This is a genomic window from Polynucleobacter sp. MG-Unter2-18 (genome assembly GCF_018687675.1).
Classification (GTDB): Bacteria; Pseudomonadota; Gammaproteobacteria; order Burkholderiales; family Burkholderiaceae; genus Polynucleobacter.
Window position 1 is genome coordinate 1,541,840 of record NZ_CP061302.1, and the last position, 25,016, is coordinate 1,566,855.

29 protein-coding genes are annotated in these 25,016 nt (G+C 46.0%); 2 read left to right on the forward strand and 27 right to left on the reverse strand.

Annotated elements, in window-relative coordinates:
- Positions 1-13: 13 nt before the first annotated feature.
- Positions 14-772 carry a helix-turn-helix domain-containing protein gene (locus C2759_RS08075; protein WP_215354491.1) on the forward strand — a complete coding sequence of 253 codons (759 nt, stop codon included), beginning with the start codon at positions 14-16 and terminating at the stop codon, positions 770-772.
- A 3-nt stretch (positions 773-775) separates the two neighbouring features.
- Here the strand turns inward: C2759_RS08075 and C2759_RS08080 are convergent, their stop codons facing one another.
- From C2759_RS08080 to C2759_RS08135, 12 genes are all read right to left on the reverse strand, one after another.
- The gene (locus C2759_RS08080; RefSeq protein ID WP_215354492.1) at positions 776-1,033 is read right to left on the reverse strand and encodes a hypothetical protein; all 258 of its coding nucleotides are present in this window, start codon (positions 1,031-1,033) and stop codon (positions 776-778) included.
- The gene (locus C2759_RS08085; RefSeq protein WP_082091918.1) at positions 1,030-1,239 is read right to left on the reverse strand and encodes a FixH family protein; all 210 of its coding nucleotides are present in this window, start codon (positions 1,237-1,239) and stop codon (positions 1,030-1,032) included. The genes C2759_RS08080 and C2759_RS08085 overlap by 4 nt, the downstream gene beginning before the upstream one ends.
- A 26-nt stretch (positions 1,240-1,265) precedes the next feature.
- Positions 1,266-2,723: a cytochrome c oxidase accessory protein CcoG gene (gene ccoG / locus C2759_RS08090; RefSeq protein ID WP_215354495.1), complete on the reverse strand. Its 1,458-nt coding sequence runs from the start codon at positions 2,721-2,723 to the stop codon at positions 1,266-1,268.
- A gap of 3 nt (positions 2,724-2,726) precedes the next feature.
- Positions 2,727-3,650, reverse strand: coding sequence for a cytochrome-c oxidase, cbb3-type subunit III (ccoP, locus tag C2759_RS08095; RefSeq protein WP_215354498.1), 924 nt, complete (start codon positions 3,648-3,650; stop codon positions 2,727-2,729).
- Positions 3,647-3,814 carry a CcoQ/FixQ family Cbb3-type cytochrome c oxidase assembly chaperone gene (locus C2759_RS08100; RefSeq protein ID WP_046330648.1) on the reverse strand — a complete coding sequence of 56 codons (168 nt, stop codon included), beginning with the start codon at positions 3,812-3,814 and terminating at the stop codon, positions 3,647-3,649. The genes ccoP and C2759_RS08100 overlap by 4 nt, the downstream gene beginning before the upstream one ends.
- A gap of 5 nt (positions 3,815-3,819) precedes the next feature.
- On the reverse strand, positions 3,820-4,470 hold the full coding sequence (gene ccoO / locus C2759_RS08105; RefSeq protein WP_046330649.1) for a cytochrome-c oxidase, cbb3-type subunit II: 651 nt from the start codon (positions 4,468-4,470) through the stop codon (positions 3,820-3,822).
- An 11-nt stretch (positions 4,471-4,481) separates the two neighbouring features.
- Positions 4,482-5,924 carry a cytochrome-c oxidase, cbb3-type subunit I gene (ccoN, locus tag C2759_RS08110; RefSeq protein ID WP_215354501.1) on the reverse strand — a complete coding sequence of 481 codons (1,443 nt, stop codon included), beginning with the start codon at positions 5,922-5,924 and terminating at the stop codon, positions 4,482-4,484.
- A gap of 169 nt (positions 5,925-6,093) precedes the next feature.
- On the reverse strand, positions 6,094-6,273 hold the full coding sequence (ccoS, locus tag C2759_RS08115) for a cbb3-type cytochrome oxidase assembly protein CcoS (protein WP_215354504.1): 180 nt from the start codon (positions 6,271-6,273) through the stop codon (positions 6,094-6,096).
- Between the two features lie 9 nt (positions 6,274-6,282).
- Entirely contained in the window at positions 6,283-8,778 is a 2,496-nt protein-coding gene (locus C2759_RS08120) for a heavy metal translocating P-type ATPase (protein ID WP_251366949.1), read from the reverse strand.
- Positions 8,729-9,973, reverse strand: a complete 1,245-nt coding sequence (locus C2759_RS08125) for an MFS transporter (protein WP_215354507.1) — start codon at positions 9,971-9,973, stop codon at positions 8,729-8,731. The genes C2759_RS08120 and C2759_RS08125 overlap by 50 nt, the downstream gene beginning before the upstream one ends.
- Before the next feature lie 3 nt (positions 9,974-9,976).
- On the reverse strand, positions 9,977-10,732 hold the full coding sequence (locus C2759_RS08130; RefSeq protein ID WP_215354509.1) for a 2OG-Fe dioxygenase family protein: 756 nt from the start codon (positions 10,730-10,732) through the stop codon (positions 9,977-9,979).
- A 29-nt stretch (positions 10,733-10,761) separates the two neighbouring features.
- Positions 10,762-12,063, reverse strand: a complete 1,302-nt coding sequence (locus C2759_RS08135; RefSeq protein WP_215354512.1) for a TAXI family TRAP transporter solute-binding subunit — start codon at positions 12,061-12,063, stop codon at positions 10,762-10,764.
- A 115-nt stretch (positions 12,064-12,178) separates the two neighbouring features.
- Between C2759_RS08135 and C2759_RS08140 the strand changes: the two genes are divergently transcribed.
- Positions 12,179-12,940, forward strand: a complete 762-nt coding sequence (locus C2759_RS08140) for an SDR family oxidoreductase (RefSeq protein WP_215354515.1) — start codon at positions 12,179-12,181, stop codon at positions 12,938-12,940.
- Here C2759_RS08140 and ccmI read toward each other — a convergent pair whose 3' ends face one another.
- From ccmI to C2759_RS08215, 15 genes are all read right to left on the reverse strand, one after another.
- Positions 12,941-14,131, reverse strand: a complete 1,191-nt coding sequence (gene ccmI / locus C2759_RS08145) for a c-type cytochrome biogenesis protein CcmI (protein WP_215354517.1) — start codon at positions 14,129-14,131, stop codon at positions 12,941-12,943.
- A gap of 1 nt (position 14,132) precedes the next feature.
- Positions 14,133-14,621 (reverse strand): cytochrome c-type biogenesis protein, encoded by a 489-nt coding sequence (locus C2759_RS08150; RefSeq protein WP_215354520.1) that lies wholly within the window; start codon positions 14,619-14,621, stop codon positions 14,133-14,135.
- Positions 14,621-15,145: a DsbE family thiol:disulfide interchange protein gene (locus C2759_RS08155; protein WP_215354523.1), complete on the reverse strand. Its 525-nt coding sequence runs from the start codon at positions 15,143-15,145 to the stop codon at positions 14,621-14,623. The genes C2759_RS08150 and C2759_RS08155 overlap by 1 nt, the downstream gene beginning before the upstream one ends.
- Positions 15,142-17,061 (reverse strand): heme lyase CcmF/NrfE family subunit, encoded by a 1,920-nt coding sequence (locus C2759_RS08160; RefSeq protein WP_215354526.1) that lies wholly within the window; start codon positions 17,059-17,061, stop codon positions 15,142-15,144. Before C2759_RS08160 ends, C2759_RS08155 begins: the two co-directional genes overlap by 4 nt.
- Complete coding sequence (gene ccmE / locus C2759_RS08165; protein ID WP_215354528.1) at positions 17,061-17,492, reverse strand: cytochrome c maturation protein CcmE; 432 nt, start codon at positions 17,490-17,492, stop codon at positions 17,061-17,063. The genes C2759_RS08160 and ccmE overlap by 1 nt, the downstream gene beginning before the upstream one ends.
- On the reverse strand, positions 17,489-17,677 hold the full coding sequence (gene ccmD, locus C2759_RS08170) for a heme exporter protein CcmD (RefSeq protein WP_215354530.1): 189 nt from the start codon (positions 17,675-17,677) through the stop codon (positions 17,489-17,491). The genes ccmE and ccmD overlap by 4 nt, the downstream gene beginning before the upstream one ends.
- Complete coding sequence (gene ccmC, locus C2759_RS08175) at positions 17,677-18,447, reverse strand: heme ABC transporter permease CcmC (RefSeq protein WP_215354531.1); 771 nt, start codon at positions 18,445-18,447, stop codon at positions 17,677-17,679. Before ccmC ends, ccmD begins: the two co-directional genes overlap by 1 nt.
- Entirely contained in the window at positions 18,444-19,109 is a 666-nt protein-coding gene (gene ccmB / locus C2759_RS08180; protein WP_215354532.1) for a heme exporter protein CcmB, read from the reverse strand. The genes ccmC and ccmB overlap by 4 nt, the downstream gene beginning before the upstream one ends.
- A complete protein-coding gene (gene ccmA / locus C2759_RS08185) occupies positions 19,106-19,753 on the reverse strand; it encodes a cytochrome c biogenesis heme-transporting ATPase CcmA (protein WP_215354534.1) in 648 nt (215 codons plus the stop codon). Before ccmA ends, ccmB begins: the two co-directional genes overlap by 4 nt.
- 161 nt (positions 19,754-19,914) lie before the next feature.
- Complete coding sequence (locus C2759_RS08190; protein ID WP_215354536.1) at positions 19,915-20,667, reverse strand: transporter substrate-binding domain-containing protein; 753 nt, start codon at positions 20,665-20,667, stop codon at positions 19,915-19,917.
- A gap of 107 nt (positions 20,668-20,774) precedes the next feature.
- The gene (locus C2759_RS08195) at positions 20,775-21,755 is read right to left on the reverse strand and encodes a quinone oxidoreductase (RefSeq protein WP_215354538.1); all 981 of its coding nucleotides are present in this window, start codon (positions 21,753-21,755) and stop codon (positions 20,775-20,777) included.
- Positions 21,756-21,783: 28 nt separating this feature from the next.
- Positions 21,784-22,236, reverse strand: a complete 453-nt coding sequence (locus C2759_RS08200; protein ID WP_215354539.1) for a DUF2452 domain-containing protein — start codon at positions 22,234-22,236, stop codon at positions 21,784-21,786.
- Between the two features lie 88 nt (positions 22,237-22,324).
- The gene (locus tag C2759_RS08205; RefSeq protein WP_215354541.1) at positions 22,325-23,851 is read right to left on the reverse strand and encodes a cryptochrome/photolyase family protein; all 1,527 of its coding nucleotides are present in this window, start codon (positions 23,849-23,851) and stop codon (positions 22,325-22,327) included.
- 47 nt (positions 23,852-23,898) lie between these two features.
- A complete protein-coding gene (locus C2759_RS08210; protein ID WP_215354544.1) occupies positions 23,899-24,453 on the reverse strand; it encodes a DUF3833 domain-containing protein in 555 nt (184 codons plus the stop codon).
- A complete protein-coding gene (locus C2759_RS08215; RefSeq protein WP_251366950.1) occupies positions 24,453-25,010 on the reverse strand; it encodes a chalcone isomerase family protein in 558 nt (185 codons plus the stop codon). The genes C2759_RS08210 and C2759_RS08215 overlap by 1 nt, the downstream gene beginning before the upstream one ends.
- Between the last annotated feature and the right edge of the window lie 6 nt (positions 25,011-25,016).

The following is a 25,016-nucleotide window of genomic DNA, read 5'->3' on the forward strand; positions in this document are numbered from 1 at the left end:
AACTTGATCTAATATGAATTACACCAACTCAGATGTCCCTAGTGGCAAATGCTCAGTCTGTGTACTAGGCCAGTTTTGCTTGCCCGTGGGCATTAGCCCATCTGATATTGCCAAGATTGACACTCTCGTAAAAGAGCGGGTTCACTTACAAAAAGGTGAAAGCCTCTACCGCCACGGTGACCCACTTTCTGCGGTCTACAGCATTCGTTTTGGCACCCTTAAGACCGAGTATGGCTTAGAAGATGGACGCCAACAAGTCATCGGCTTCCATTTACCTGGTGAGATCTTGGGGCTTGATGGCATCGGAGACGGCAGCTATCAATCTGAGGCAATTGCTCTAGAAGAAAGCGAAGTTTGCATTATTCGCTACGAGGCATTTGAGGACTTAGCACGCCAAATTCCAGAGCTGCAAAAGCAATTTCACCGCATTCTGAGTCGTGAGCTCACTCAAGATCAACGTCACCTACTCTCACTCGGAAGTTTGCGTGCAGAGGAGCGTTTAGCAAGCTTCCTACTGAATCTTTCTCAGCGCCTAGCTGCACGAGGATATCTCAATAATGAATTTGATTTGCGTATGAGTCGAGTAGAAATTGGCAGCTATCTCGGTATTCAGATTGAAACTGTGAGTCGGATGCTCTCACGCTTTGCTGAATCAGGACTCATTCAAATTAAACAGCGTCATATTAAGCTGATTGACGTAGATGGACTATATCAATTGGCCGGCATCCCAAACCCTGAGCGCACAGTTCAGATCAGGCCCTGTGTTAGCTGAGGCCTATATTAAGCTTTTATCTGAGTTCTTAGCATCAGGATTAATCCCCGGAAGAATATAGGCTGTAAGCGCGCTCGAAAATGAGCAAAAAATCCAAATAATAAAAAATCCAATGGTGTAAATCCCCTCGTCAGAGATATTGGGGTGATGACCAAAAAATAACAACTCAGCAGGATGCACAATGCTAAAGAGTAGACCTTCAGCCAAGATGGAAACCAAAAATGAAGGCCACATGATCCAGATGAATAGGCGGTACTTCATTTGCGATCCTGTTCCACTTTAAGTTGCTCCACTTTAAGCCCACGCTTCACCACACCATCTCGCACTGGCTTATCTGAATAGAGATTTACCGCCAAATAAATAGTAATCACACAGCCAATAGCAGCAAGTGCTGGGCCACTGATGAGTAGCCAAGGCCAGAGCTGTTTAAACCAAGGCTTATTAGATTCATGTTCTGACATATTCATCCTCTCTCTATCTCTCGCTATATAGCTTAGCGGGGAATAATAAAACTCGATTTTTCATCACGAGTCCTGGTAATTAACTCGCTACCAGATACCTCCCTACCAATCACATCAAAGTGAATTGGGTAATTGCCAGGCTCATGCGCACCTACAGTAGTACTTACTTTTACAGGAATCAATAGATTACTGGCTGGACCTACTGCAATCTCTGTGACCAACTCTCCTTGAGAATTCAGTATTCTTAAATCAGATAAGCCGCTCGCTTTGAGCTGTACATTCATATTATTTTCTGATGCATTCATGATCTGAATGCGATAAATATTTTCGATACGCACGCCATCTACTTCGCGAGCCAATGCGCCTCGATCGCGCATCACATCAACTCTGAGAGGGTTACGAGTAACTAGTGAGATTAAGAAGGCGCTGGTAAGAACAGTAATAAAGGCAATGTAAATCAAAACCCGTGGACGTAGAATATGGCGTATGGCACTTTGGTTAGTTTCTTTTTCTTCAATAGCTCGCTCGGTTGTATAGCGAATCAAACCCTTTGGATAGTCCACCTTTTCCATTACTTGATCGCAAGCATCAATACAGGCGCCACATCCAATACACATATATTGCAGACCATCACGGATATCAATGCCGGTTGGGCAAACTTGCACACAAATACTGCAATCTACGCAATCGCCAAGACCGAGAGTTGCATGATCGGCTGACTTGTTACGACTCCCGCGTGGCTCGCCACGGACCTTATCGTAGGTAACCAAGAAAGTATCTTTATCGACCATCACACTTTGGAAGCGCGCATAAGGGCACATATATTTACAGACTTGCTCGCGCATGAAACCTGCATTGCCCCAGGTTGCAAAGCTATAGAAACACAACCAAAAGGTTTGCCACGGCCCTAAAGATAAATGCAAAAATGCAGCGCCGAGAGTTTCAATTGGGGTGAAATAGCCAATGAAAGTAAACCCAGTCCAAAATGCAATTAAGAGCCACAGGAAATGCTTCGTAATCTTGAGGCGCCATTTACGAATACCCCAAGGCCACTCCTCGCCATCTAAGCGAATCCGCGCAAAACGATCGCCCTCAACTTTACGCTCGATCCACATAAAAATTTCGGTATAGACCGTTTGGGGGCAAGCGTAGCCACAAAATAATCGACCCGCAATAGCGGTAAATAAAAAGAGGGCTAAAGCAGAGAGAATTAATAGGAGTGTGAGATAGATTACATCCTGCGGCCATAGTACAAGTCCGAAGATATAAAACTTACGCTGAATTAAATCAAAGAGTACCGCTTGACGATCATTCCAACTAATCCAAGGCAGGCCATAAAATAATAATTGCGTTGCAAATACTAAGATGAGGCGCCAACGAGCAAATAAGCCACTAACAGATCGTGGATAAATCTTTCGCCGGATCTCATAAAGAGATTCCTCAATGACATCTATAGGAATAGGCTTCCCTATGGGCGAATGATTTGACACTGATTACTTGGCTGCAGCCGTCTTATTATTAGACAAACCCCAAACATAAGCCGTCAACAGATGAATTTTTTCAGGGCTTAATACCTTATCTTGAGACGGCATCATAGCCATCCGGCCTTTAGTGAGGGTCTCCACAATAGTTGCCTCTGACCCACCATATAGCCAAGTCTTATCAGTTAGATTGGGTGCGCCCAAGGCAATGTTGCCTTTACCGTCTACACCATGACAAGCCACGCAATTCGATTTAAACAATTCTGCGCCACGAGCGACTTTTGCATCATCAGCAGGTAAGCCAGACAAACTGCGAACATAGTTAGCTAAATCTACAATCTGCGCAGTTTCGAGATGTCCATATGCAGGCATCACTCCATTGCGGCCATTAATGAGGGTGGTCTTGATATTTTCAGGAGATCCGCCATAGAGCCAGTCGCCATCAGTTAAATTTGGAAAGCCTTTTGCACCCCCCGCATCTGAACCATGGCACTGTGCACAGGAGTTTAAGAACAAACGTTGGCCCATTTCACGCGCCTTAGGATCTGCAGCAACTTCCTCAATGTCCATCTTCACATACTTAGCGTAGACGGGCTTTAACTCATCATTAGCTTCTGTCATTGAGCTCATCAGAGCGCCGTCAGTGGTATAGCCAGCCACCCCCGGAAATGAACCCAAACCTGGAAATAAAACTAAGTAGACCAAGGCAAAGATGCAAGATAACAAGAACATCCAAGCCCACCAGCGTGGCAATGGATTATTGAGTTCACGCAAATCGCCATCCCAAACATGACCCGTATCCGCTACTGCACCATCTGCCGTATGGATTACCTTGGCCTTACGTTGTGAAGCCAGAAGCCAGATACACCAAACAATACCGACTAATGACACTAGGGTGATGTAATTGCTCCAACCGCTATTAAAAAAGTCACTCATGATTTGTCCTTACTAAATTCATCCGGAAGATCAAATGGAAGTTCGGCTGATTCTTCATTGGCAGACTTTCTACCTGGAGACCAAGCCCACCAAACAATCCCTACAAAAAAGGCGAGTCCAATGACAGTCGAAAAAGCGGAGAGATAAGCTGTGATCTGTTCCATTTGATTTATTTCACAACAACTTCATCAACCATGATGTAGCGACGATTGACACCTAAACCCTGCAGATAGGCAATCAAGGCATCCTCTTCAGTCTTGCCTTCCAACTCCTTAGGTGCCTCAGCTATCATTTCATCAGTGTAAGGAACGCCCAAACGACGCATTGCCATCATATGAGACTGAATCGAGGAAGCGTTGGCAGCGCTCTTCTGCAGCCAAGGGTAGCCAGGCATATTAGATTCAGGCACTACATCACGCGGGTTACGCAAGTGGATACGATGCCAATCATCCGAGTAACGAGCGCCAACTCGAGCTAAATCAGGGCCGGTACGCTTACTACCCCATAGGAAAGGACGATCGAATACTGACTCGCCAGCCAAAGAGTACGGGCCGTAACGCTCAACCTCAGAACGCAAGGTGCGGATCTGCTGCGAGTGACAGCCAACGCAACCTTCGCGCTGGTAGATATCACGGCCAGCTAAACGCAGTGCGGTGTATGGCACTACACCGGGACTCGGCTCAGTTGTAGTGTGCTGAAAAAATAGAGGGACGATTTGGACTAAACCAGCAATTGAGACCACAATAATGGTAGCAACAATTAACCAGCCAACATTTTTTTCAAGCGTTCCGTGGGAAAAGAATTTATTTTCGCTAGACATTTTTCTTCCCCTTAGTGAGCAGCTGCAGATGTTTGCGGAATGGGGGCATTGACAAATGTTTTACCAATCACTGTCTTGTAAACGTTGTATGCCATCAAGAACATGCCGCTCAAGTAACAGAGGCCACCTAACAAACGAATCACATAAAAAGGATAGGTTGCTTTTACAGACTCAACAAAGCTATAAGTTAATGTACCGTCTAGTTCAAATGCCCTCCACATCAAGCCTTGCATTACTCCAGCGATCCACATTGCAGCAATGTAAAGCACCACACCGAACGTAGCGATCCAAAAATGCACCTCAATCAAGCGAGTGCTGTACATATCTTTCTGCCCAACTAAACGAGGAATGAGATAGTACAGAGAGCCAATCGTAATCATAGCAACCCACCCAAGAGCGCCTGAATGAACGTGGCCAATAGTCCAGTCGGTGTAATGCGACAAGCTATTTACAGTCTTAATAGACATCATTGAACCCTCAAACGTGGACATGCCGTAGAAAGACAATGCCACTACCAAGAATTTCAAGATGGGATCGGTGCGCAATTTAAACCAAGCGCCAGACAAAGTCATGATGCCGTTGATCATGCCGCCCCATGATGGAGCTAGCAAGATAATTGAGAACACAGTTCCAAGCGACTGAGTCCAGTCAGGTAAAGACGTATGTTGTAAATGATGGGGGCCTGCCCACATATAGGTGAAGTTCAAGGCCCAAAAGTGGACGATAGACAAGCGATATGAATAGATTGGACGTTCTGCTTGCTTCGGAATGAAGTAATACATCATCCCTAAGAAACTAGTGGTTAAGAAGAAGCCAACTGCATTATGGCCATACCACCACTGCACCATCGCATCTTGCACACCAGCATATGCGGAATAGGATTTCCACATGCTTGCTGGCATTTCTAAATTGTTAAAAATATGCAGAATGGCAATCGTCAGGATGTAAGCACCAAAGAACCAATTAGAAACATAAATATGCTTTGTTTTGCGTTTCATAATGGTGCCAAAAAACACAACAGCATAGGCAACCCAAACCACCGTGATGAGGATATCAATGGGCCACTCTAGTTCTGCGTATTCCTTGGAGCTTGATATACCCAGAGGCAAAGTAATTGCAGCTAATACAATCACCAACTGCCAACCCCAGAAAGTAAAAGCAGCTAGCTTGTCACAAAAAAGTCTTGCTTGGCATGTGCGCTGCACGATGTAATAGGATGTCGCAAATAAGGCTGATCCACCGAATGCAAAAATGACCGCATTGGTATGCAAGGGACGTAAGCGACCGTAACTTAACCAGGGAATATTAAAGGTAATGTCAGGCCAAATCAGCTGCGCCGCAAGAACCACTCCCACGAGCATACCCACAATTCCCCAAAGCACTGTAACAATGGCAAATTGGCTGACAACCTTGTAATTGAAGGTATCTTGATTGCTCCCCACGGTAAGTCCCATGGTTTCTCCTTTTTTGTGACCTAACAGCGACATAATCCAAATAGACTGATTCATTATCAAAGTAAGCTTCATGGGTCGTTTTGATCTATGTCAAAAAGGATGCGTGCATTTACACTTTTTGGAATTAGATTGACTTGCTTGGATTGCCTAACCACTTAAAAAAATAGAGTTATTTTTTATAGTCGTCATTCATATTTTTAGATTGAGGCGTGTCGTCATCCATCAAAATCGCTTCTCCTGGGCCCTCTAGATCATCAAATTGACCGGCTTTCACAGACCAAAAGAAAATCCAGGCCAAGAGCCCGATTAAAAGCAAGGAAATGGGGATTAATAGATAAAGGCTTTCCATACCGCTAGTCTAGGCCTTTCTGAGGCGCCAAGCGTTTAATGTAACCGCCAAAGAGGACAGAGACATGCCTATACCTGCAACCCAGGGATTGACCCACCCCATCATCGCAGCGGGAATAGCCAGCAGGTTATAGACCAGCGCCCAAATCAAGTTCTCCCTAATCACCCGCTGCGCTTTATCAGCTAGTAATAGCGATTTAGCCAAAGGAGCTAAAGAACTTGCGGTCAAAATTGCGTCTGCACCCGCAGTAGCTAGCGGCGCACCCGCCCCGACCGCAACAGAAACATCTGCCCTTGCCAATAAAGGAGCATCGTTAATACCATCGCCAATGGCCCAAACAAAACGACCCTGATTTTGTAGGCTTTCAATATATTGATACTTATCTTCTGGAGAGCATGCACCTTTGAACCGATCGATGCCCACATGGTGCGCCCACCACGCCACTGTTGCTGCGTCATCTCCAGATACTAGATGCACCATGATCTTGTGAGACTTTGCTGCTGATAAGAGTTTCTCCAGTCCCGCTCTTGGAGTATCTAAAAATAGAAAGCTCGCAATCAAGCCTTTGTTATCCGCTAGATGCACTTGTCCATACTGACCCTCTTGCGCAATCTTCTGAGCACCGACCCAAGCAGCACTTCCCAGTCGATAAACACCTGAGCTCAGGCCTTTGCCCAATTGATTGATAACTGCCTCAGGCAAGGTACTTAGCGAAAGATTATCGGCTTCTGCAGCACGCAACAGTGATAGTGCAAGAGGATGTTTTTGACCCATCTCCATGGACGCAGCAATTCTTAATACATCTGCTCGAGAAAATTCTGGGCGAGCAACTAAGACTTCTTTTAATTCTGGTTGACCCATAGTGAGAGTGCCTGTCTTATCCAGCACCAAGTCCGTCGCCTTGACCAAACCTTCTAGCACATGACCACGCACAATCAAGAGACCAAGTTTTGTTACAGTCCCCTGAGCTGCAGCCATCGCCGTTGGTACGGCAAGAGATAGGGCACAAGGACAGCTAGCAACCAGTACCGAGACCAAAACAGTCCAAGCCCTACTGGGGTCGACGTAATACCAAATTGCTGAAGATAAAAAAGCAACCATCAACAGAAAGCCTACAAAATATCCAGCCCACTTTTCTGCGAGACTCACCATGATAGGTTTGGCTTGCAATGCTTGATCTAGTAATGAGGCGATACCTGCAATACGAGTAGATTGACCTACAGCATCGATTCTCATCAATATCGGATTGAGAATATTGTGCGTACCTGCATATACTCGATCGCCCATCTTCTTATCAATCGGTTTAGATTCACCAGTCAGCAGCGACTCATCTAAAGCGCTCTCATACTCAATCAAAATACCATCAGCCGGAATGACATCCCCTGGAGGAACGCGCAGAACTTCACCGGGATTGCAGTTCACTACCGGCACAATTTCCACTTGCTCAGACTTGGGATAGTTCGGCACTCTCTCACACGTAGCTGGTAATTGCTTTGCCAGCGCCTCTGCTCCACCCTGCGCATCTTGTCGAGCTAATAACTCTACGTAGCGTGCCGCCAAAATAAAGGCAACAAACATGGTGATGGAATCAAAATAGCCCTGACCTGAGCCTGTCACAAGATTTACGGTGCCAACACTAAATGCTAGGGCTAGGGCTAGAGCAATCGGCACATCCATACCCAACATATGCGTTTGCTGAAATGAAGCAATGCTCCGCCAAGCTGCTCGGAAAATGGGGCCTGCTGAATACGTCATTACTGGAACCGTGAGAGCCCAACTAGTCCAGCCCAATAGCAGGTCATACTCCACCGTAATATCGCTGTCACCCACATACGTTGGCCAGGCATACATCATGACTTGCATCATGCCGAGCAATGCAACCCCTAGTCTAGTCAGTAATTGACGGCGTTCTTTTTTAGACTTTTCAATAGAGAGTGAGGGCTCAAAAGGCCACGCCTCGTAACCAATGCGCTCTATCTCAAAGAGTAAGCGAGCAAGGCTAGTTTTCTCAGGAGAAAACTCCACCTTAGCCTTTTGACTGACATAATTAATCTGCACATCTTTAACGCCAGGGATACGTCGAAGGTGTTGCTCACATAACCAAACACAAGCGGCACAGCGGATCTTCTCCAGTCGTAGCGTGGTCTCTAAGTCAGCTTCATCACCACTCGGCCGAGTGTATCTACTGAGCAAAGAAGGATCATCATAGGGAGTTAAGCTGGGAGGAATTTCACTTGAAGCAAGGTACGCTGCAGGCTTATCGCTTGACTGTGCACGGCGTGTATAGAATACCTCTAAGCCTTCGCCATGAATTGTTTGTGCAATTGCCATACAACCGGCACAACAGAATTTTCTATTAATACCACTAAGCTTAAGCTCGTAAGAGTCATTCGGAAGAATAAAGCTGCCACAGTGATAACAGCTATTGCTTGGCAAGCTAGAGTTCATAAATGAATCATGACCTGCTGGTGATTGACCCACTAACCCAGCCGTTACGACGCTCATACAGCACAAATAGAACACCCCAAACTACTACCGAAGCATAGGCCCAGACCCAGGATATTTGCGAGGCACGTGAACCAGTCAAATCCAGCACAAAACCAAAAATAGCTGGGCCCAACAACCCGCCTCCAAAGCCCATCAGGGAATGGAGTCCCATTGCAGCACCTTTAATATTGTCTTTAGCGCTAATGACTAAGCCCGCAGTTAAAGTAGAAGAATCGGCCATGATAAAAATCGCATGCCCTATTGCCAGTGCAACAATCAACCACCAAGATTGTCCTGTCGATAAAGCGAGTGCCACACCAAATGCCGCGCTAGACAGCATGACAAAGAAAATCCATTTTTGACGTCCTATTCTTAAGGCAATCTCGTTTCCGATAATGGATGCAGGAACACCAAAGAAATTAATCACACCTGCAAGCGTAGTTGCGCTTAATAGAAAGGGGTCGCCAGTCACAATTGCGCAGAAACCAAAAAAGGCTACGATCCAACTGCGGGAAGCAAATAACTCGATCGAGTGGACGGTATAACCAAAGATAAATCCTGAGGCTGTTTTGTCTTGCAAGACCAAGCGCCACTTATCAACTGGAAAAATATCGTGCAAGCGAATGCGTATTGGACCTTGCCACTTTTCATGGGTAAGTGCTGGTATAAATAGAAGCACAATCAACAACGCAGTGAATGGGCCTAAGGCAATGATTCCAAAAACATAGCGCCAGCCAAAGCTATTTAAAATCCAACCAGAACAAAGATAAGAGAAACCAGTGCCAATGCCAAAGAATGCGGTATAGAAGGCAATGTGACGGGTCAGCTCGCCGGTTTTAATGCGATCAGACAGAATTTTTAAGCCAGGCATATAGGTGCCCGCTAAACCAACTCCGTTGAGCGCCATAAATATCAAGGCAGTCCAGAAGTTATAGGCAAAGAGGCCCATGCCGAGTAATCCACAGGTCGCCGAAAGACCACCAACCAGATAGACTTTTTTTGCATCAATACGATCGGTGAGAGCTGTCGCCAATGGGACCATTAGCATGTAACCAAAGAAAAAAGCGCTAGCAATTAAGCCAGACTGCAAATTACTGAGATGCCATTCATCTTGCAATGTTGTTAACACCACTGCATAACAGGCAAAACCCAATAGCGCACAAGTTTGCGCCATCAGCATCAAGGGTGTGTAACCAGAGGGTTTCAAACGCATAAATTACTGCTGACTGCTATTTGGAGAATCCTGGAAGCCGTTTGAGCGAAACGTGAGTACCAAAGTATCCCTATAGCCGTACTGTCCCAAGGGCTGAATCGGAGTCGATTCATGAATCATTTTTTCATCATTCATCAGCAATAAAGACCAAGGCTCAGTGAGAGTAAATCGCAAACCAGTAGAACCGGTGGCACTAAAAATTCGGGTCTCGCCACCCTTGACATCGACTCGATTGATTAAAAAGACAGCTACAAAATCAACGCCGTCACGATGAGCCCCTTCAGGCGTTGGTCGCCCAATGCCATCTGTCGTATCAATCCGAAATTGGTGAGCCTCAATAAACCAAGTATTCACTTGCTTAACACCATCCAGAATATGAGTCAGTCCCAACAAAAGAGAGTGCCAAGCAGGGTTGCTAGTGAGCTCAGCTTGCGAAGGCTCAAACCAACGCTCGATACCGCCGTGTAGGGCGTTGTAATTAACTGACTGCCAGTGGGCACGATGCGGCACCTTAGCCAAAGATTGGCCCTTAATCTCAAAGCTTGAATGACGGCGAAAACGATACCGGCCACCATCCTTAAGATACGGGTCTCTAGGCAAGCCTTCCCAGAATTGAGTGAGATTGAGTAGTTGATCAAGATCCACATGTGCAATCTGCGCTACATCCTGAGCAGAGACAACTGCAAAGCCATCATCTTGTAAAGATTGAACCAACTCCCTAGCGGGCGTTAATGGGGGTAAAAGGCTGGAAAGAGTCATGGGTATATTTTAGGCGCATACCAATCAATTTAGGAATACAGGTTCAAACGGTTGCGAACATCCCCCACATGACCTTTTAAGTCATACAACTCTTTTGCATCCAACATGGATACTTTGATGTTACCCACCCTTCGCTCAATATTCTCCAAATCCTTCAGGTTCTTTTCTTTTAAATCTGGATTAGAGGCATGTCTTTCTATCACCTTAAGCTCCTCATATACCTGCGATAACTTGAGGCGCAAGAGTAAATTTTTAGCTGCGGGTATGTAAGTAAATAAGGGAATCAAAATTACTAGAAGTGGAATCACAATTTTTGCAAAGCGTCCAATCCACACCGCCGTCCAGAAAGGCAAATGGCGATGCAAGAAAGACGGTCCATCCTTTAAGTAGATTTCAGCATCAACATGCAAAGGAAAATCAAGACCAGTACCAGATGGAAACTCTCCCGGCTTTTGTAAATAGGAATAAGTTTTTAAAACATCGTAGGTGGCGCCAAGTAACAGTGTTACCAATGCAGGACTAATGTCACTCTTACCCACTAAGGTAGCAGTTGCAGCAAGCACCTGAATATCTTGACGCGGCAGATCATAGGCGATGCTAACGACACCACGTGGTACGGTTACCTTTGAGAGGAAAGGAAATAAGTGAACATAAGCTTCCGCCTGCTCAAAGTTCATTAAGCGAATGCCGGGAGTTTCATAAAATTTTTTGACTAAAGGAGCCTCCGCAGCACTTACCAAAAACACAGCATCTAACTCACCTTTTTTGAATTTCTCCAGCGCATCTAATGGCTTCAATTTTTCAGCACGTACATCGCTCAGACTTAATCCGCTTGCTGCAAGTAATTGAGAAGTCAGGGACAAGGTGCCGCTACCTTCATTTCCGATAGATACTCGTTTACCTTTTAACTGACTCAACAAACCCAATCGCCCCGATTCAGTTGGAAAGCTAGACTCTCTGTACCAAACCCATACCGGCTCATAAAACACACCGGCAATAGAAATAAAATCAGGGTACTTGGATAAGTCCGCTACGCCACCCTGCACCATTGCAAAATCTACGCCAGAGTACTGGTCACTTAGTAAGGCTAAGTTGTCACCCGTTCCGCCGGTCGTACGTAATTTCATAGATACGCCTTGCTCAGCAAGCTCACTTTGGAGCTTTTCACCAAACTGCTGATAAAGACCGGTTGGGAAACCCGTTGCCAGCTCAATCGATCTGGGCGGAGGCGGCACCAATACCCAGAGCGTGGCAAACAGCATGGCAACCAAAATCAAAAAGGCGATAGCCACTGCCACAGGGTTATAGATATTTTTGCGTATGAAGTTCATAAGAATTCTGCTTGTTTTTGCCATTATGCCCCGAGCTCAAGGATCTAGAGGGTAATGAATTGATTCGAATTATTTCGGGATAAGATGGGGGTTTTAAAGAACCATTAGGACAATAATGAATTCAGCTGCCAACAAAGTAGCTCTGGTCACAGGAGCTGGAACGGGTATCGGAAAAGCCGCAGCAAAAGCACTGTTGCAAGGTGGATTTAGAGTCGTTCTCACTGGTAGAAATCTGGAGAAGCTCAATTTAGCCATTCAGGATATTGGTGGGAGCAATCAAAACTGCCTCGCAGTGAGCTGCGATGTCGGCAAACCAGAGCAAGTAAAAAAACTGTTTTCAGAAATCCAACAACAGTTTGGACGCATCGACGTGCTCTTTAATAATGCTGGTATGGGAGCGCCCGCAATCCCTATGGAAGAGCTAAGCTACGAACAATGGATGAATGTTGTTAATGCCAATCTCTGTGGAGCTTTCCTATGCTCGCAAGAGGCTATCCGCATGATGAAAGCTCAGACTCCGCAAGGTGGCCGAATTATTAATAATGGCTCGATCTCTGCACATGCACCCCGCCCAATGTCTGCCCCATACACGGCTACTAAACATGCCATGACTGGATTAACCAAATCCATAGCATTAGATGGTCGTCCATTTAATATTACCTGCGGTCAAATCGATATAGGTAATGCTGGCACTGAAATGACTATCCCTATGGCTGCCGGTATTTTGCAGCCAGATGGCTCAAAAAAGGTTGAGCCACTCATGGATGTAGATCATGTTGGGCAAGCTGTCCTGCATATGGCTCAGCTACCTTTAGAGAGCAATATTCTATCGATGACCATCATGGCAAGCAACATGCCATTTGTTGGTCGAGGCTAATTAAGGCCTAATCTGTTCAATGATGAGGCGAGCATTAGTCGTACCTACCTTGATCGTTTGCGGCGTAGATATCAAGTCACCAGGTTCTGGCATTGCCATTCCCGTTTTTGAAATACGTACCTCAACCGAGACTTCTGGCATTTGAGAAATTAACGCATTGGGACTCATTGCCAAAGCATCATTCAAAACAAAGTTGATTGGGAATGCAGTAACCGGAGTTTTGAGAACGGCTACTGGCATACGCTCACCTGGTTTACGAGCGATCACCATCAAAACATCGCCTGCTTTAATTTTAGACTTCAGCTCTGGCGCAATTTCTACCTGGCCACTCACACCTTGATTGCTGATTACTGGTGCACTAGCTGGCGCAAGGCCACCCTTACTACGTGCCTCTGCAATAGAGGCGGCGATTGCACGTGCCTCATCTGTCTCTGGGGGTAATTGCTTTGCTAACTTCTCCCAAGACTGCACTGCAGCTTTATAGTTCTGTGCATTAAAATCGGCAGTTCCAGAAAGCCAAAGAGCCAACAAATTATTTGGATCCTGGGCTAATGCCTTATTAATGAGTTGCAGTGGCTTACCAGCAAAATTTCCATTTGCATTGGCTGCCAATACATCAGCATAGTCAGCTAATAATTGCGGGTCCGAATCAACAAAAGAACCTGCACGAGCATAGGCATTTGCAGCGTCGGTATTGCGACCTAAAATCCTGTAGGAGCGAGCTAGCATAGCCCAACCCTTGAGATTGTCAGGCTCTTTATCCATCTTAGCCGCAAACTCTTCAACCATCTTTTCAACTGACTCTTGAGTCATCGGCTTCTCAGTGCTCTGCTCGGCAATCTGAGCGGCATCACCAAGGTAGAAATAGAAACCCGCTGAAAGGATTGCTACAAAAAGACAAATCCCAATGATGGTTTTCTTAGGCGAGCCCAGCACCGCGAGATCATCCGCCTCATCCGTGTCCTGAAAAAGCCGCTGACGCATTTCTGCATGGGTCTGCTCATAGCTATGGCTATCTACAGTACCTGCCAAACGATCAGCCTCGAGCTTATCAAGCTCTTCCCGATAGATGGCCGCATTCATCTGACGACGCGAGGTCGCGGATTCTTTTGCAGGGAAAAACAGTGGGCGCAAGAGCAGCACCAAGACTAGGATCAATAAAAGAAGAGCGGATATTACAAAACTAGTCATATTATTTTTCTATTGAACTGGACTTGGCATCTTGCAGAAGTGCATCAATACGACGATTATCTGCCTCAGATAGCGTGGTACTGGGCACAGCCTGATTTCTGCGACGCAGGTACACCATCAAGCCAATAATTCCTGCAAGCAAAATTACAAAAGGGCCTATCCATAGGAGCCAGGTGATTGGCTTTATAGGCGGACGATATAAAACAAAGTCACCGTAACGCTCCACCATAAAATTCCGAATCTGCTCATCCGTCTTGCCCTCAGTAATGAGGATACGAATTTCTCGGCGCAAGTCATTTGCCAAATCAGAGCGTGAGCCGGCAAGGGATTCATTCTGACAAACCAAGCAGCGCATTTCTTCTGAAATCACAATCAGACGTTGCTCTATTACTGGGTCATCAGCCAAAGGTACCGCATCCTTAGCGGACGTACTAATAGAACACAGTAGGGTAAAAATGAGCAAGAGAGATTGAAGCGTTTTTCTCAACATTATTTGAGCTCATCTAACAAAGGAATGATCTTCTTACGAAGTAATTCCATCGTGATCGGTCCAATATGCTTAAACCGAATAACGCCTGTCTTGTCAATCACGTAGGTTTCTGGAACGCCATAGACACCATAGTCAATGCCCACTCGGCCTTTGGCATCAAAAGCTGACAATAGGTACGGGTCACCTTGACGAGCCAGCATGGCCATCGCGTCGTCACGCTTATCTTTGTAATCCAATCCAATAATTGGCGCTACCTGCAATTTACCTAACTCAACGAGAACGGGGTGCTCTTCACGGCAAGCGACACACCAAGAGGCCCAGACATTCAAAATCCAAGGCTTGCCTTTCATACTCTCTGGTGAAAAGGTTTTTTCAGGATCTGCCAGTTGAGGTAACTCAAAAGCAGGCGCCTGCTTCCCAATCAGCGGGGAAGGTATTTCTTGTGGATCACGATTTAAGCCTACTGCTAAAAATCCAACCAAAATGACAAACAAAACCAGTGGAATTAAAAACTTGGCTTTCATGCTACTGCCTTCTTCAACTTCATGCGATAGCGCTTATCGGACATCGCCAGCAAACCACCTAGAGCCATCAATACACAACCACCCCAAATCCAATCAACAAAAGGCTTGTAATAGACCCGGACTGCCCATGCTTTGTCATCCAACTCTTCACCCAAGGAAACATAGATATCTCTGGTAAGACTCGCGTCAATCGCCGCCTCAGTCATAGGCATTGTTGATGAAAAATAACTGCGCTTTTCTGGGTACATCGTTGCTTCCAACTTCCCATTGCGAGTTAATAAGAAAGTACCTTGCATTGCTTTGTAGTTTGGTCCAGGAACAGGGCTCACACCCTGAAGCTGAATGTCATAACCACCAACACTAACGCTTTCACCAGCGAGCATACGTACATCTTTTTCCTCTTGATAGGTGCCCACCATAGTGACGCCAATCGTAAAGACTGCTATCCCTAAATGCGCTACCTGCATGCCAATAAATGAACGTGTTGGCTTGCCTGCCTTTGCTTGGCGAATAATTTGCAGCACCCCAGAAGAGATCACCCAGAAGGCTAATAAGAAACCAAGGCTGCTGAGCCAAGTAAATTCACCCATAGCAAACGGAATTAAAGCTGCCGCAATCACTGCGACTAGAGCTGCAATCCATAAGCGCTTGATCACATCTAAGAGATTGGAGTTCTTCCAGCTTGTCCAAGGCCCAATCCCCATCAGCACTAACAATGGGATCATAATGGGAACGAAAACACTATTGAAATATGGAGGCCCTACTGAGATCTTTCCTAGATGCAAGGCATCGATCAGTAGAGGGTAGAGAGTGCCCAAGAGTACTGATGCAGCAGACACCACTAAGAAAACGTTACCAAGCAAGATAAAGGTTTCGCGTGACGTTAAGCTGAACTTACCGCCAAGAGTACTTTTGGGAGCGCGCCAAGCGTAAAGCGTCAAAGAAGAACCCACCACCAGTACCAAGAAAATCAAAATAAAGACACCCCGTGTAGGGTCAGTTGCAAATGCATGCACTGAAGTCAATACTCCAGATCGCACTAAGAAGGTTCCTAAAAGCGATAGTGAGAAAGCAGTAATTGCCAACAGCACAGTCCAACTCTTAAAGCCGCCCCGCTTCTCAGTAACCGCAAGCGAATGGAGCAAAGCGGTACCAACTAGCCAAGGGATGAATGATGCATTCTCTACGGGATCCCAGAACCACCAACCACCCCAACCGAGTTCGTAATAAGCCCACCAAGAACCCAGCGCAATACCTAAAGTAAGAAACACCCAAGCGGCCGTTGTCCACGGACGCGACCAGCGCGCCCAAGCAGCATCTAAACGGCCGGACAACAAAGATGCAATCGCAAATGCAAATGCTACTGAGAAGCCAACATATCCCATATACAACATTGGCGGATGAAACACCAAGCCTGGATCTTGCAGGAGTGGATTGAGAGATCGTCCATCCTGGGCGGCTGGTAGCAATCTCTCAAAAGGATTGGAGGTAGCGATCACGAACAATAGTAGGCCGGTAGTCACTAAACCCAATACCCCGATTACGCGCGCCACCATAAATTCATCTAATGCCTTCGAAAGCTGAGCCACTAAAAATGTCCAAGTGGAGAGCAAGAAAACCCAGAGTAGTAGAGAGCCTTCATGACCGCCCCATACCGCACCCAAGCGGTAGATGACCGGCATTTGTGAATTTGAATGCTCAGCTACATAAAGAACAGAAAAATCATTTGAGTAAAAGCTCCAGGCCAAAATCACAAATGCAATAGCTAGCAATAAGAAAACAGCGTGTGCGGCCGGCCTCGCTAACAAAATCCATTCTCTGCGACTTTGATGTGCGCCGACCAATGGAAGTGTCCCTTGAATGATGGCGATACAAAAGGCCAGTATGAGTGCGTAATGCCCAAATTCAGGAATCATTATTTATTTCCATTTTTTTGAGCCTGCTCCAAAGCATGCTTCGCCTCTGGAGGCATATAGTTTTCATCGTGCTTAGCCAACACTTCACTCGCAACAAATTGCCCATTTGGATCGAGACGCCCTTGAATCACTGCGCCCTTACCCTCTTTAAACAAGTCCGGAAGAATGCCCGTGTATGCCACCGGAATATCTTTCGCCATATCGGTAATCACAAAGTGCACCGTTAAACCATCTCGCTTAACCGATCCATCCTTGACCATGCCACCAATACGGAAGACTTGACCAGCCGGTGACTTACCAGCAGCTACCTCACTCGGCGTGACATACAGCGCAATATTACTGTTCAGGGCATTCAAAATTAATACAGCCGCAATACTAATGGCAATCAATGCGCCAACGATAATGGCAGCTCGCTTATGTCGTGGTTTCACTGACCACCCTTTTGATCAAACTGCTCAGCCATAACTTCACGTTGCAGTCTGCGTACGATTGCCTGATGGCGCGCGCGAACAGCCAGGGGCTCTAATAAGAACACCAAAGCACAGGCACCAAAGCTGCACCATACATATAGGGCATAACCACCCATGGCAAAGAATTCAGCCGAACTATTCCACATTAGCGCTTTACCTCATTTAATTGCCTAACCCAATCAGTATGAGCCTCACGCTCCAAAATGATGGCGCGCACACGCATTAACCCTACTGCAATTGAGTACATCCATAAGCATAAAGCCATCAGCAACATCCCCCAAAGCATAGTCTGGGCCATAGCTGGTGCCTTAGTGAGCGAAACAGAGGCGCCTTGGTGCAAGGTATTCCACCATTTCACTGAGAAATAAATAATCGGTACATTAACCACGCCTACCAGGGCCAAGATTGCACCCGCTTTATCGGCACGGCGGACATTATCAATAGAGGCTTGTAAAGCGATAAAACCGAGATACAAAAAGAGTAGGATTAATTCCGAAGTTAAGCGAGCGTCCCATACCCACCAAGCGCCCCACATGGGCTTACCCCAAAATGCACCAGTCCACAGAGATAATAAGGTCATCCAAGCACCGATCGGGGCTAAAGCCTGAGCCATCATGGCCGATAGACGAGTATTAAATATCAGACCCAGTCCAGCCCATATAGCCATCACTACATAGATGAACATCGACATCCAGGAGACGGGTACATGAACAAAAATAATGCGGTAGCCCTGACCCTGAACTGCATCTACTGGCGCCACAAAGAAGCTTACCCATAAGCCGGCAGCTCCAAAAATCACGGTGAGCGCCCAGAACCCAGGAATCATCTTTCCAGCCAAAGGATAAAAGGCGCTCGGACTCGAGAATTTGAACCAGTTTGTCACTTGACTAGAAGATAAATCATTTACGTTACTCATTCGATAGCAATCTTTACAGCGCTCGCACTAACCCAAGGTACAAATGCTAATGCCAAAATCAATAAAGCGCCCAGCAGTGAAAAATGCCCCGTGATATCCAGCCCTACACTGCTAGCATATACGGCACCTGCACCAAAAATTAGTACCGGAATATAGAGCGGCAAGATCAAGAGACTCATCAATACGCTACCACCCCTCACCCCAAGAGTGAGAGCCGCTCCAACCGAGCCTAGCAATGATAAAACAGGTGTTCCAAGCAATAAGGCTGCCGTTAGCACCTTTAAAGACTGGGCATCTAGGTCAAACTGAATGCCGATCACCGGAGCCAATAAAACCAAAGGCAACCCACACACCAGCCAATGGGCGACGATCTTGCCCAATACTAAGGCGGTAAATGAATTCGGGGACAAGACCAGTTGCTCTAAGGTGCCGTCTGCGTAATCAGCCGCAAACATCCGCTGTAAACCAAGCAAGGTTGAGAGTAAGGCTGCAACCCAAATCACACCAGGCGCAATCTTTCTCAACAAGGCAGTATCAGCACCAATTCCCAATGGAAATAAGCTCGTCACAATCACAAAGAAAAATAATGCAGTAAGAACCTCGCTCTTACGACGCATCACTAGCAACAGGTCGCGATGAACAATGGCGATAAAGGCGTTCATAGGTCTAGCACTCGCAGACCAGAAATAGCTAAGGACTGATGACTAGTCAGTACGATCAAACCATTACCCTGAAGATGCTCGACGATCAAATCTTGCAACTCCCCAATGGCATGGGTGTCTAGGGCATTAAAGGGTTCATCCAAAATCCAGACTTGCGCCCGTCGCGTTAGCATCCGCGCCATCAAAACACGTTTTTTCTGTCCGGCCGATAAACAATTGACAGGCAGGTCTTCGCGCCCTTTTAGGCCAAATCGCCATAAGCTAGCAAACGCATCTTGCTCGGGGAGCGTAATGCCATCAATCGCTGCATACATACGCAAATTCTCAATAGCACTGAGGTCCTCCTTAAGCGCATCTCGATGACCCAAAAATAATAGCTTGCTGTGATATTCCGATGCTTGTTTTTTGATGGGTTGACCATACCAAAGCACCTCTCCAGACTCGGGAGAAGCTAAGCCCGTGAGCAAGCGTAATAAGCTTGTTTTACCAACGCCATTCTCGCCACGAATATGGAGGCACTGCCCAGCAAATAACTGCAAATCAAGACCTGAAAAAAGAGCTCTATCACCGCGCACGCAAGTGATGTTCCGAGCCTCAAGGGCTGCGGCTCTAGATGCTGGAAAGGAGGAGTTGGTCGTTGTCATTGGAAGCAATGGCTTGAATCAAACCACCTCAGGCATTGTCCAAGACCCACTTGGGGCTGTCAAACAAGCTAAAAACGGTCTTTAAAGAAGAAAATTCATTTAATTCAATTACTTAGCTAATTATAAGCTCGATACCATTGATTACGGAAATACTAGAATGATCAGTCTTTTGAAGGCATTCGAGGGAGTGGTGCAACTGATACACCTTGCACCTGATATTGACTAATCAGATCAGCCACCAAGCCGGATCCGATGAATTCTTCTACACAAGCATCCAAAAACTCAATCGACTCTAGGTGGGACTTATGTGCAGCAATCGCCTGTTGTATTCCAGTAAATTGGCCATCCAGAATTCTGGATCCAGGAATATCTTGAGAGGCAGCAACTAGGCCAGTTCGTAAACCTGCCAAAGCATCTAATTTCTCACTAACGAATAATTCAATACTGGCTTTCACACTGTCAGCATGCACTAAGCTGGCATGTTTGAGATTACGCTGTAACCACAAGTCATAAGCACTTTTGTGAAAAGATGCAATCTTCACTCCTGGCTGATCTACCTGTGATAACTCAGTTATAGGAGAGTTGGCGGAAACCAGATAGCTAGCTTCTAGTTCGACATAAGCTGGTGTGAAAGTAATTTTTTGAGCACGAGCAGGATCAGAGCCTAACAACGAGATACCACATCTTCCACTGACGACAGCCTCAACTACCTCAGCCTGCGTATTGAAGCCTACGAGACTTAACTCCACGCCTAAACACTTTGCAATAGCTCGACAGATATCAGGTGAGATGCCAGTCGGCTCACCAGAAGATGATCGACCAGTCACCAACAAGAAATTACCTAAATACACTGCAGCAGACAGAACACCATTCGGTGCAAGCTGCTCTAATACTTTAGGCGAAATCGTATTCAAGTAAGCCTCCAAATTTTTATCAACTGTTTTACGACAAGTAGACATAAAAAATCCCCACTAAATCAGCGGGGATGTGGTGCAAACTATATTCGTCAGCAAACCAAAAATTAAGGTGCGATGACAATCGCGCCCGAAACTTTTCTACCTTCTGCAGCTTTATGAGCTTCAACAGCCTGCTCGAGCTTAAACCTAGCGCCGATCTGTACTTTCACGCGGCCTTGCGCAATCGCATCAAATACTGCGCGAGCATTTTCCTGAAGTAACTCAGGAGTAGCGTTGTGAGGAAATACAGAAGGTCTTGTTAAGAAAAGGCAACCCTTCTTATTGAGAATCTCTGGCTGAATCTCTGGGGCAGGTCCCGAGGCAGCACCAAATAAAGCCACCGTACCAAATGGTGCAGCACAATCGAGTGAGCCTAAGAAAGTAGTCTTAGCAACCGAGTCATAAACCACATTGGCTTTGCGACCGCCCGTTACCTTCATAAATTCTTCGACCCAATTTGGCTTTGAGTAATCCACTACAGCATCACAGCCCGCTTCTTTTGCTGCAGCAAATTTGGCCTCAGATCCTACAGTGCCAACTACAAACGCACCCAAAGATTTTGCCCATCCCGATAGGATTTGGCCAACACCACCAGCGGCAGCGTGAACTAAGACGACGTCACCAGACCTCACTTTGTAAGTTTTTTGCACCAAGTATTGGGCAGTCATTGCTTTGAAAAACACAGCGGCAGCAACTTCGTCGGATACATCATCTGGCACTGAAACTAGCTTATCTACTGCAACATTGCGCGCACTAGCATAAGCACCAATACCGGCATTCATGTACGCTACACGATCGCCCACCTTGAATCGAGTAACACCTTCACCCAGCGCCTCAACTACACCAACCGCTTCGTGACCTAAACCCGTTGGCAGTTCCAAAGGGTAAACACCAGAGCGCTGGTACACATCGATAAAGTTAAAACCAATCGCAGTTTGACGAAGTTGTACTTCACCTTTACCTGGATCTGGAAGCTCTTTATCGATTAACTGAATTACATCGGCGTTGCCGAGTTCTGAAAGACTAACAATTCGAGCAGTTGTCACAAGTCACCTTATTATTTTTATAAAAAAATTATCTTACTGCAAGCGCGGAAGAGACGACCTCGTCCTCCTCAACGATAGCCCAGGTGCTATCTCCAAGTTTTTTGACTGCCATCGAATAAGTCCAGGCATCGGGAATGCCGCAACTCCACTGATCAGGTCCATTTTGAATTAATACATTTGTGCCAATACGGCTATCAAAATAGAGATGGTAGGTTTTTCCATGTAAGGGATTAAAACTAAATTTGGCACTATGGACCATTTCTGTAGCATCCAAACGAGCCTGAAGAGAGCGCGCCTGCTTCATTAATACCTCAGCTTGCTCCATGATGCGATCGTATTCAAGCTTTGCGTTCTGGCGTGCGACATTAACTGCCTTGTCTTTTTCTTCCAAGACCTTAATCGGTGCAAATACAGGTGCACCCACTTCCATGGGATATTCAATGCCAGCGTGTCGCGCTGGATCAGTGTCTTCAATTCTCATAACTTTTTTAACCTGCTGATTTATATAGTGAAAGTGTGACACAAATTCACAAAATGCGTTTTTTGGAGCTATAAATAGGGCAAGCCTCTTACACGGAGCTCAAATCCCCTAGGAGGCCTTTGGCATGGAGAACGATTGCCTGCTGATCTGTATCGCTAATACGGGACAAGTTGGCAGTCATCAACCGAGTACGGGGGCTTGCCTCAAATTGGGTGCGATGCTTGATGAGGAAGTTCCAATAGAGGGTGGTCATTGGGCAGGCGCCTTCCCCAAATCGAATATCGGGCTTGTATTGGCAGGAGTCGCAATAATTACTCATTCTTTTAATGTAGGCGCCACTCGCAATATAAGGTTTGCTAGTAAAGCGGCCACCACTCGCAAATAAGGCCATACCCGCTGTATTGGGTAACTCCACCCATTCAATCGCATCAACATATACCGCCAAATACCAATCACAAACTTCTTTTGGCAAGATTTCTGCAAGCAATGCAAAGTTGCCAGTCACCATCAGACGTTGAATATGGTGGGCGTAACCGTACTCCAGCGTTTGGCCTATCGCCTGCTGCATACACTTCATCTTGGTGTTGCCAGACCAATACCAGGAGGGCAATGCATTCTGATGGTCATAAAAATTATCTAAGGCCATTTGGGGCATATCAAGGTAGTACATGCCTCGTACAAATTCTCGCCAACCTAGGATTTGACGAATAAATCCTTCAACCGTAGCAAGATCTAAATCGCCTTTCTTCCACGCCTTGAGGACAGCAGCAATCACCACTCTGGGATTGAGCAGCTTTAAGTTCATCGAGCTAGAGAGTAAAGAGTGCCAACCAAAAGGCGTATCCGTCCACATAGCATCTTCATGAAGACCAAAGGTCACTAAGCGGTGCTCCACAAATCCTTTGAGTGCCTGCAAAGCGTGTGCGCGTGTGACTGGCCACTGAAAGTGCTCCAGAGATCCTGGATGTTGGGGAAATTTTTCCTCAACCAGCGCAATGACTTCTTGAGTAATGTCATCTGGCTCAAATAACTCTGGCGGCGGAATTAAGCCTGGCCCTTTTTTTGGAAACGGCTTGCGATTGTCTCGATCAAAATTCCACTGACCTCCTTCAGGATTGCCCTCTTTATCGACCAAGATATTGTGAGTCTTACGCATCAGTCGGTAGAAATACTCCAAACGCAATTCTTTCTTGCCCGCAACCCAATTTTCAAACTCATGGCGTGAGCAATAGAAATGGGGATCCTCTTGCATTTCTAAATCGATGCTCAATTCGGATGCCACATTCTCTATTTCACACTTGAGTCGATACTCCCCCGGCTCAAGACATACCAAGTGTGTAAATTGTTTCTTGGGAATCAAATCTCGTAAGGTATCTCCAATCGACTGCGGAGACTGCTTAATATAGATGAGCGGCAAACCACGCTCTTCCAGTTGCTCGGCAAAATGCCGCATCGCCGATAAGAACAAAACGATTTTGGCCTTATGCGACCAAACATACTGAGCCTCATCGATAGACTCAATCATGACGACTTGCTCAGTCTTAGGATCCAGGTTTTTTAATATCGGGCTGTCGATATCCAGCTGGTCACCCAGAATGAGAACAAGCTTTTTCAATTCACATCTTTCAAAGAGGCAATTAATACCAGGAGAGGAGTCGGCGCTTAGCGCTTATAAAAACTGAGGGTTACTTCACCCAAATTAATACCGAATTTACTCATTTGAGCCTTATTAATCATGACCTTTGGACTTACTAGATACATCCAGTCGTCAAATTGCACATGGTAGATAGACTTATCTACAGGCAGAGCCAATGTATAAGACCAGTTCAAGGCATTACCAGCAGATTCACCAATGGCTTCACCAATGACGTCATCCGCAGTGCCAGTGTATTTTCCAGGAGCAGTTTCTACTAAAGTCCAGATACGCTTTTGCTTTGTACCATCGGAGTACTCAAAGCTCTCATCCAAAATGCCCGTCTTTTTACCATTCACCACTGACCATTTAGCAACCAATAACACGGTGAAACGTTTTTTAACCTCACCACTACGATCGGTGAAGATGCCATACGCATCAATCGTGCCATTAAAGTATTCACTTAGATCGAGCTTGGGTGTTTCTTTTGCGTATTGATTGACTGAAGGTGAGGAGCAACCGAATAGACCAAATGCAATCAAACATATAGCTAAATACTTTTTAACGAAATAGATCTTAGACATTAACAGGCTCCAGTGATTAGTGGGGGTGGGCAACCGTTGCCCAGTAATTCAGATCTCAGCTTGGGTACACTCGTTTTGGAATCAAGCCAAATCCCAAAAAATGCCTTTGAAAAATCTGCCCCCGGAAATTGAGCAATTTTCTTACCGTCATAAAAAAAAGTGGTGCCTTGTTTTGGGGAATAGACTCCAGTGAGGGTTTGTCCAGACTCTATATTGGGTAAAACAGTAGCAAGCTCTTTTCCCCAAATTGCGGACTGCGCCTCTGATACACCCATGTTCTTCATTTCATCAGCCGTACGGCTTGCGATAGCCGCTCCAGAAAATGATTTTTGATATTTGATATCTAAGGCAAATTCGGCAGAATCCTTGCCTGCAGGGCGATATAGAGTTGCGTCATAAACATGAAAACCCCAAAAGTTCAGACGGCCAGTACCCTGAGGCTGCACTTGATTAATTACGCCCTCAATGTGCGCCAAGCTCTTAGCTGACACAGGACCACTTAGCAGAACTAAGCACAGTAATAGGGCGGCACTGCTTTGTGAAATTATTTTCATCATCGTCCC

Bases quoted from the DNA above. Each gene is read 5' to 3' on its own strand.
- C2759_RS08075 (WP_215354491.1), top strand. From the start codon at position 14: ATGAATTACACCAACTCAGATGTCCCTAGTGGCAAATGCTCAGTCTGT.
- C2759_RS08080 (WP_215354492.1), bottom strand. From the start codon at position 1,033: ATGAAGTACCGCCTATTCATCTGGATCATGTGGCCTTCATTTTTGGTT.
- C2759_RS08085 (WP_082091918.1), bottom strand. From the start codon at position 1,239: ATGAATATGTCAGAACATGAATCTAATAAGCCTTGGTTTAAACAGCTC.
- ccoP (WP_215354498.1), bottom strand. From the start codon at position 3,650: ATGAGTGACTTTTTTAATAGCGGTTGGAGCAATTACATCACCCTAGTG.
- C2759_RS08100 (WP_046330648.1), bottom strand. From the start codon at position 3,814: ATGGAACAGATCACAGCTTATCTCTCCGCTTTTTCGACTGTCATTGGA.
- ccoO (WP_046330649.1), bottom strand. From the start codon at position 4,470: ATGTCTAGCGAAAATAAATTCTTTTCCCACGGAACGCTTGAAAAAAAT.
- ccoN (WP_215354501.1), bottom strand. From the start codon at position 5,924: ATGGGACTTACCGTGGGGAGCAATCAAGATACCTTCAATTACAAGGTT.
- ccoS (WP_215354504.1), bottom strand. From the start codon at position 6,273: ATGGAAAGCCTTTATCTATTAATCCCCATTTCCTTGCTTTTAATCGGG.
- C2759_RS08120 (WP_251366949.1), bottom strand. From the start codon at position 8,778: ATGAGCGTCGTAACGGCTGGGTTAGTGGGTCAATCACCAGCAGGTCAT.
- C2759_RS08125 (WP_215354507.1), bottom strand. From the start codon at position 9,973: ATGCGTTTGAAACCCTCTGGTTACACACCCTTGATGCTGATGGCGCAA.
- C2759_RS08130 (WP_215354509.1), bottom strand. From the start codon at position 10,732: ATGACTCTTTCCAGCCTTTTACCCCCATTAACGCCCGCTAGGGAGTTG.
- C2759_RS08135 (WP_215354512.1), bottom strand. From the start codon at position 12,063: ATGAACTTCATACGCAAAAATATCTATAACCCTGTGGCAGTGGCTATC.
- C2759_RS08140 (WP_215354515.1), top strand. From the start codon at position 12,179: ATGAATTCAGCTGCCAACAAAGTAGCTCTGGTCACAGGAGCTGGAACG.
- ccmI (WP_215354517.1), bottom strand. From the start codon at position 14,131: ATGACTAGTTTTGTAATATCCGCTCTTCTTTTATTGATCCTAGTCTTG.
- C2759_RS08150 (WP_215354520.1), bottom strand. From the start codon at position 14,621: ATGTTGAGAAAAACGCTTCAATCTCTCTTGCTCATTTTTACCCTACTG.
- C2759_RS08155 (WP_215354523.1), bottom strand. From the start codon at position 15,145: ATGAAAGCCAAGTTTTTAATTCCACTGGTTTTGTTTGTCATTTTGGTT.
- C2759_RS08160 (WP_215354526.1), bottom strand. From the start codon at position 17,061: ATGATTCCTGAATTTGGGCATTACGCACTCATACTGGCCTTTTGTATC.
- ccmD (WP_215354530.1), bottom strand. From the start codon at position 17,677: ATGTGGAATAGTTCGGCTGAATTCTTTGCCATGGGTGGTTATGCCCTA.
- ccmC (WP_215354531.1), bottom strand. From the start codon at position 18,447: ATGAGTAACGTAAATGATTTATCTTCTAGTCAAGTGACAAACTGGTTC.
- ccmB (WP_215354532.1), bottom strand. From the start codon at position 19,109: ATGAACGCCTTTATCGCCATTGTTCATCGCGACCTGTTGCTAGTGATG.
- ccmA (WP_215354534.1), bottom strand. From the start codon at position 19,753: ATGACAACGACCAACTCCTCCTTTCCAGCATCTAGAGCCGCAGCCCTT.
- C2759_RS08200 (WP_215354539.1), bottom strand. From the start codon at position 22,236: ATGAGAATTGAAGACACTGATCCAGCGCGACACGCTGGCATTGAATAT.
- C2759_RS08210 (WP_215354544.1), bottom strand. From the start codon at position 24,453: ATGTCTAAGATCTATTTCGTTAAAAAGTATTTAGCTATATGTTTGATT.
- C2759_RS08215 (WP_251366950.1), bottom strand. From the start codon at position 25,010: ATGATGAAAATAATTTCACAAAGCAGTGCCGCCCTATTACTGTGCTTA.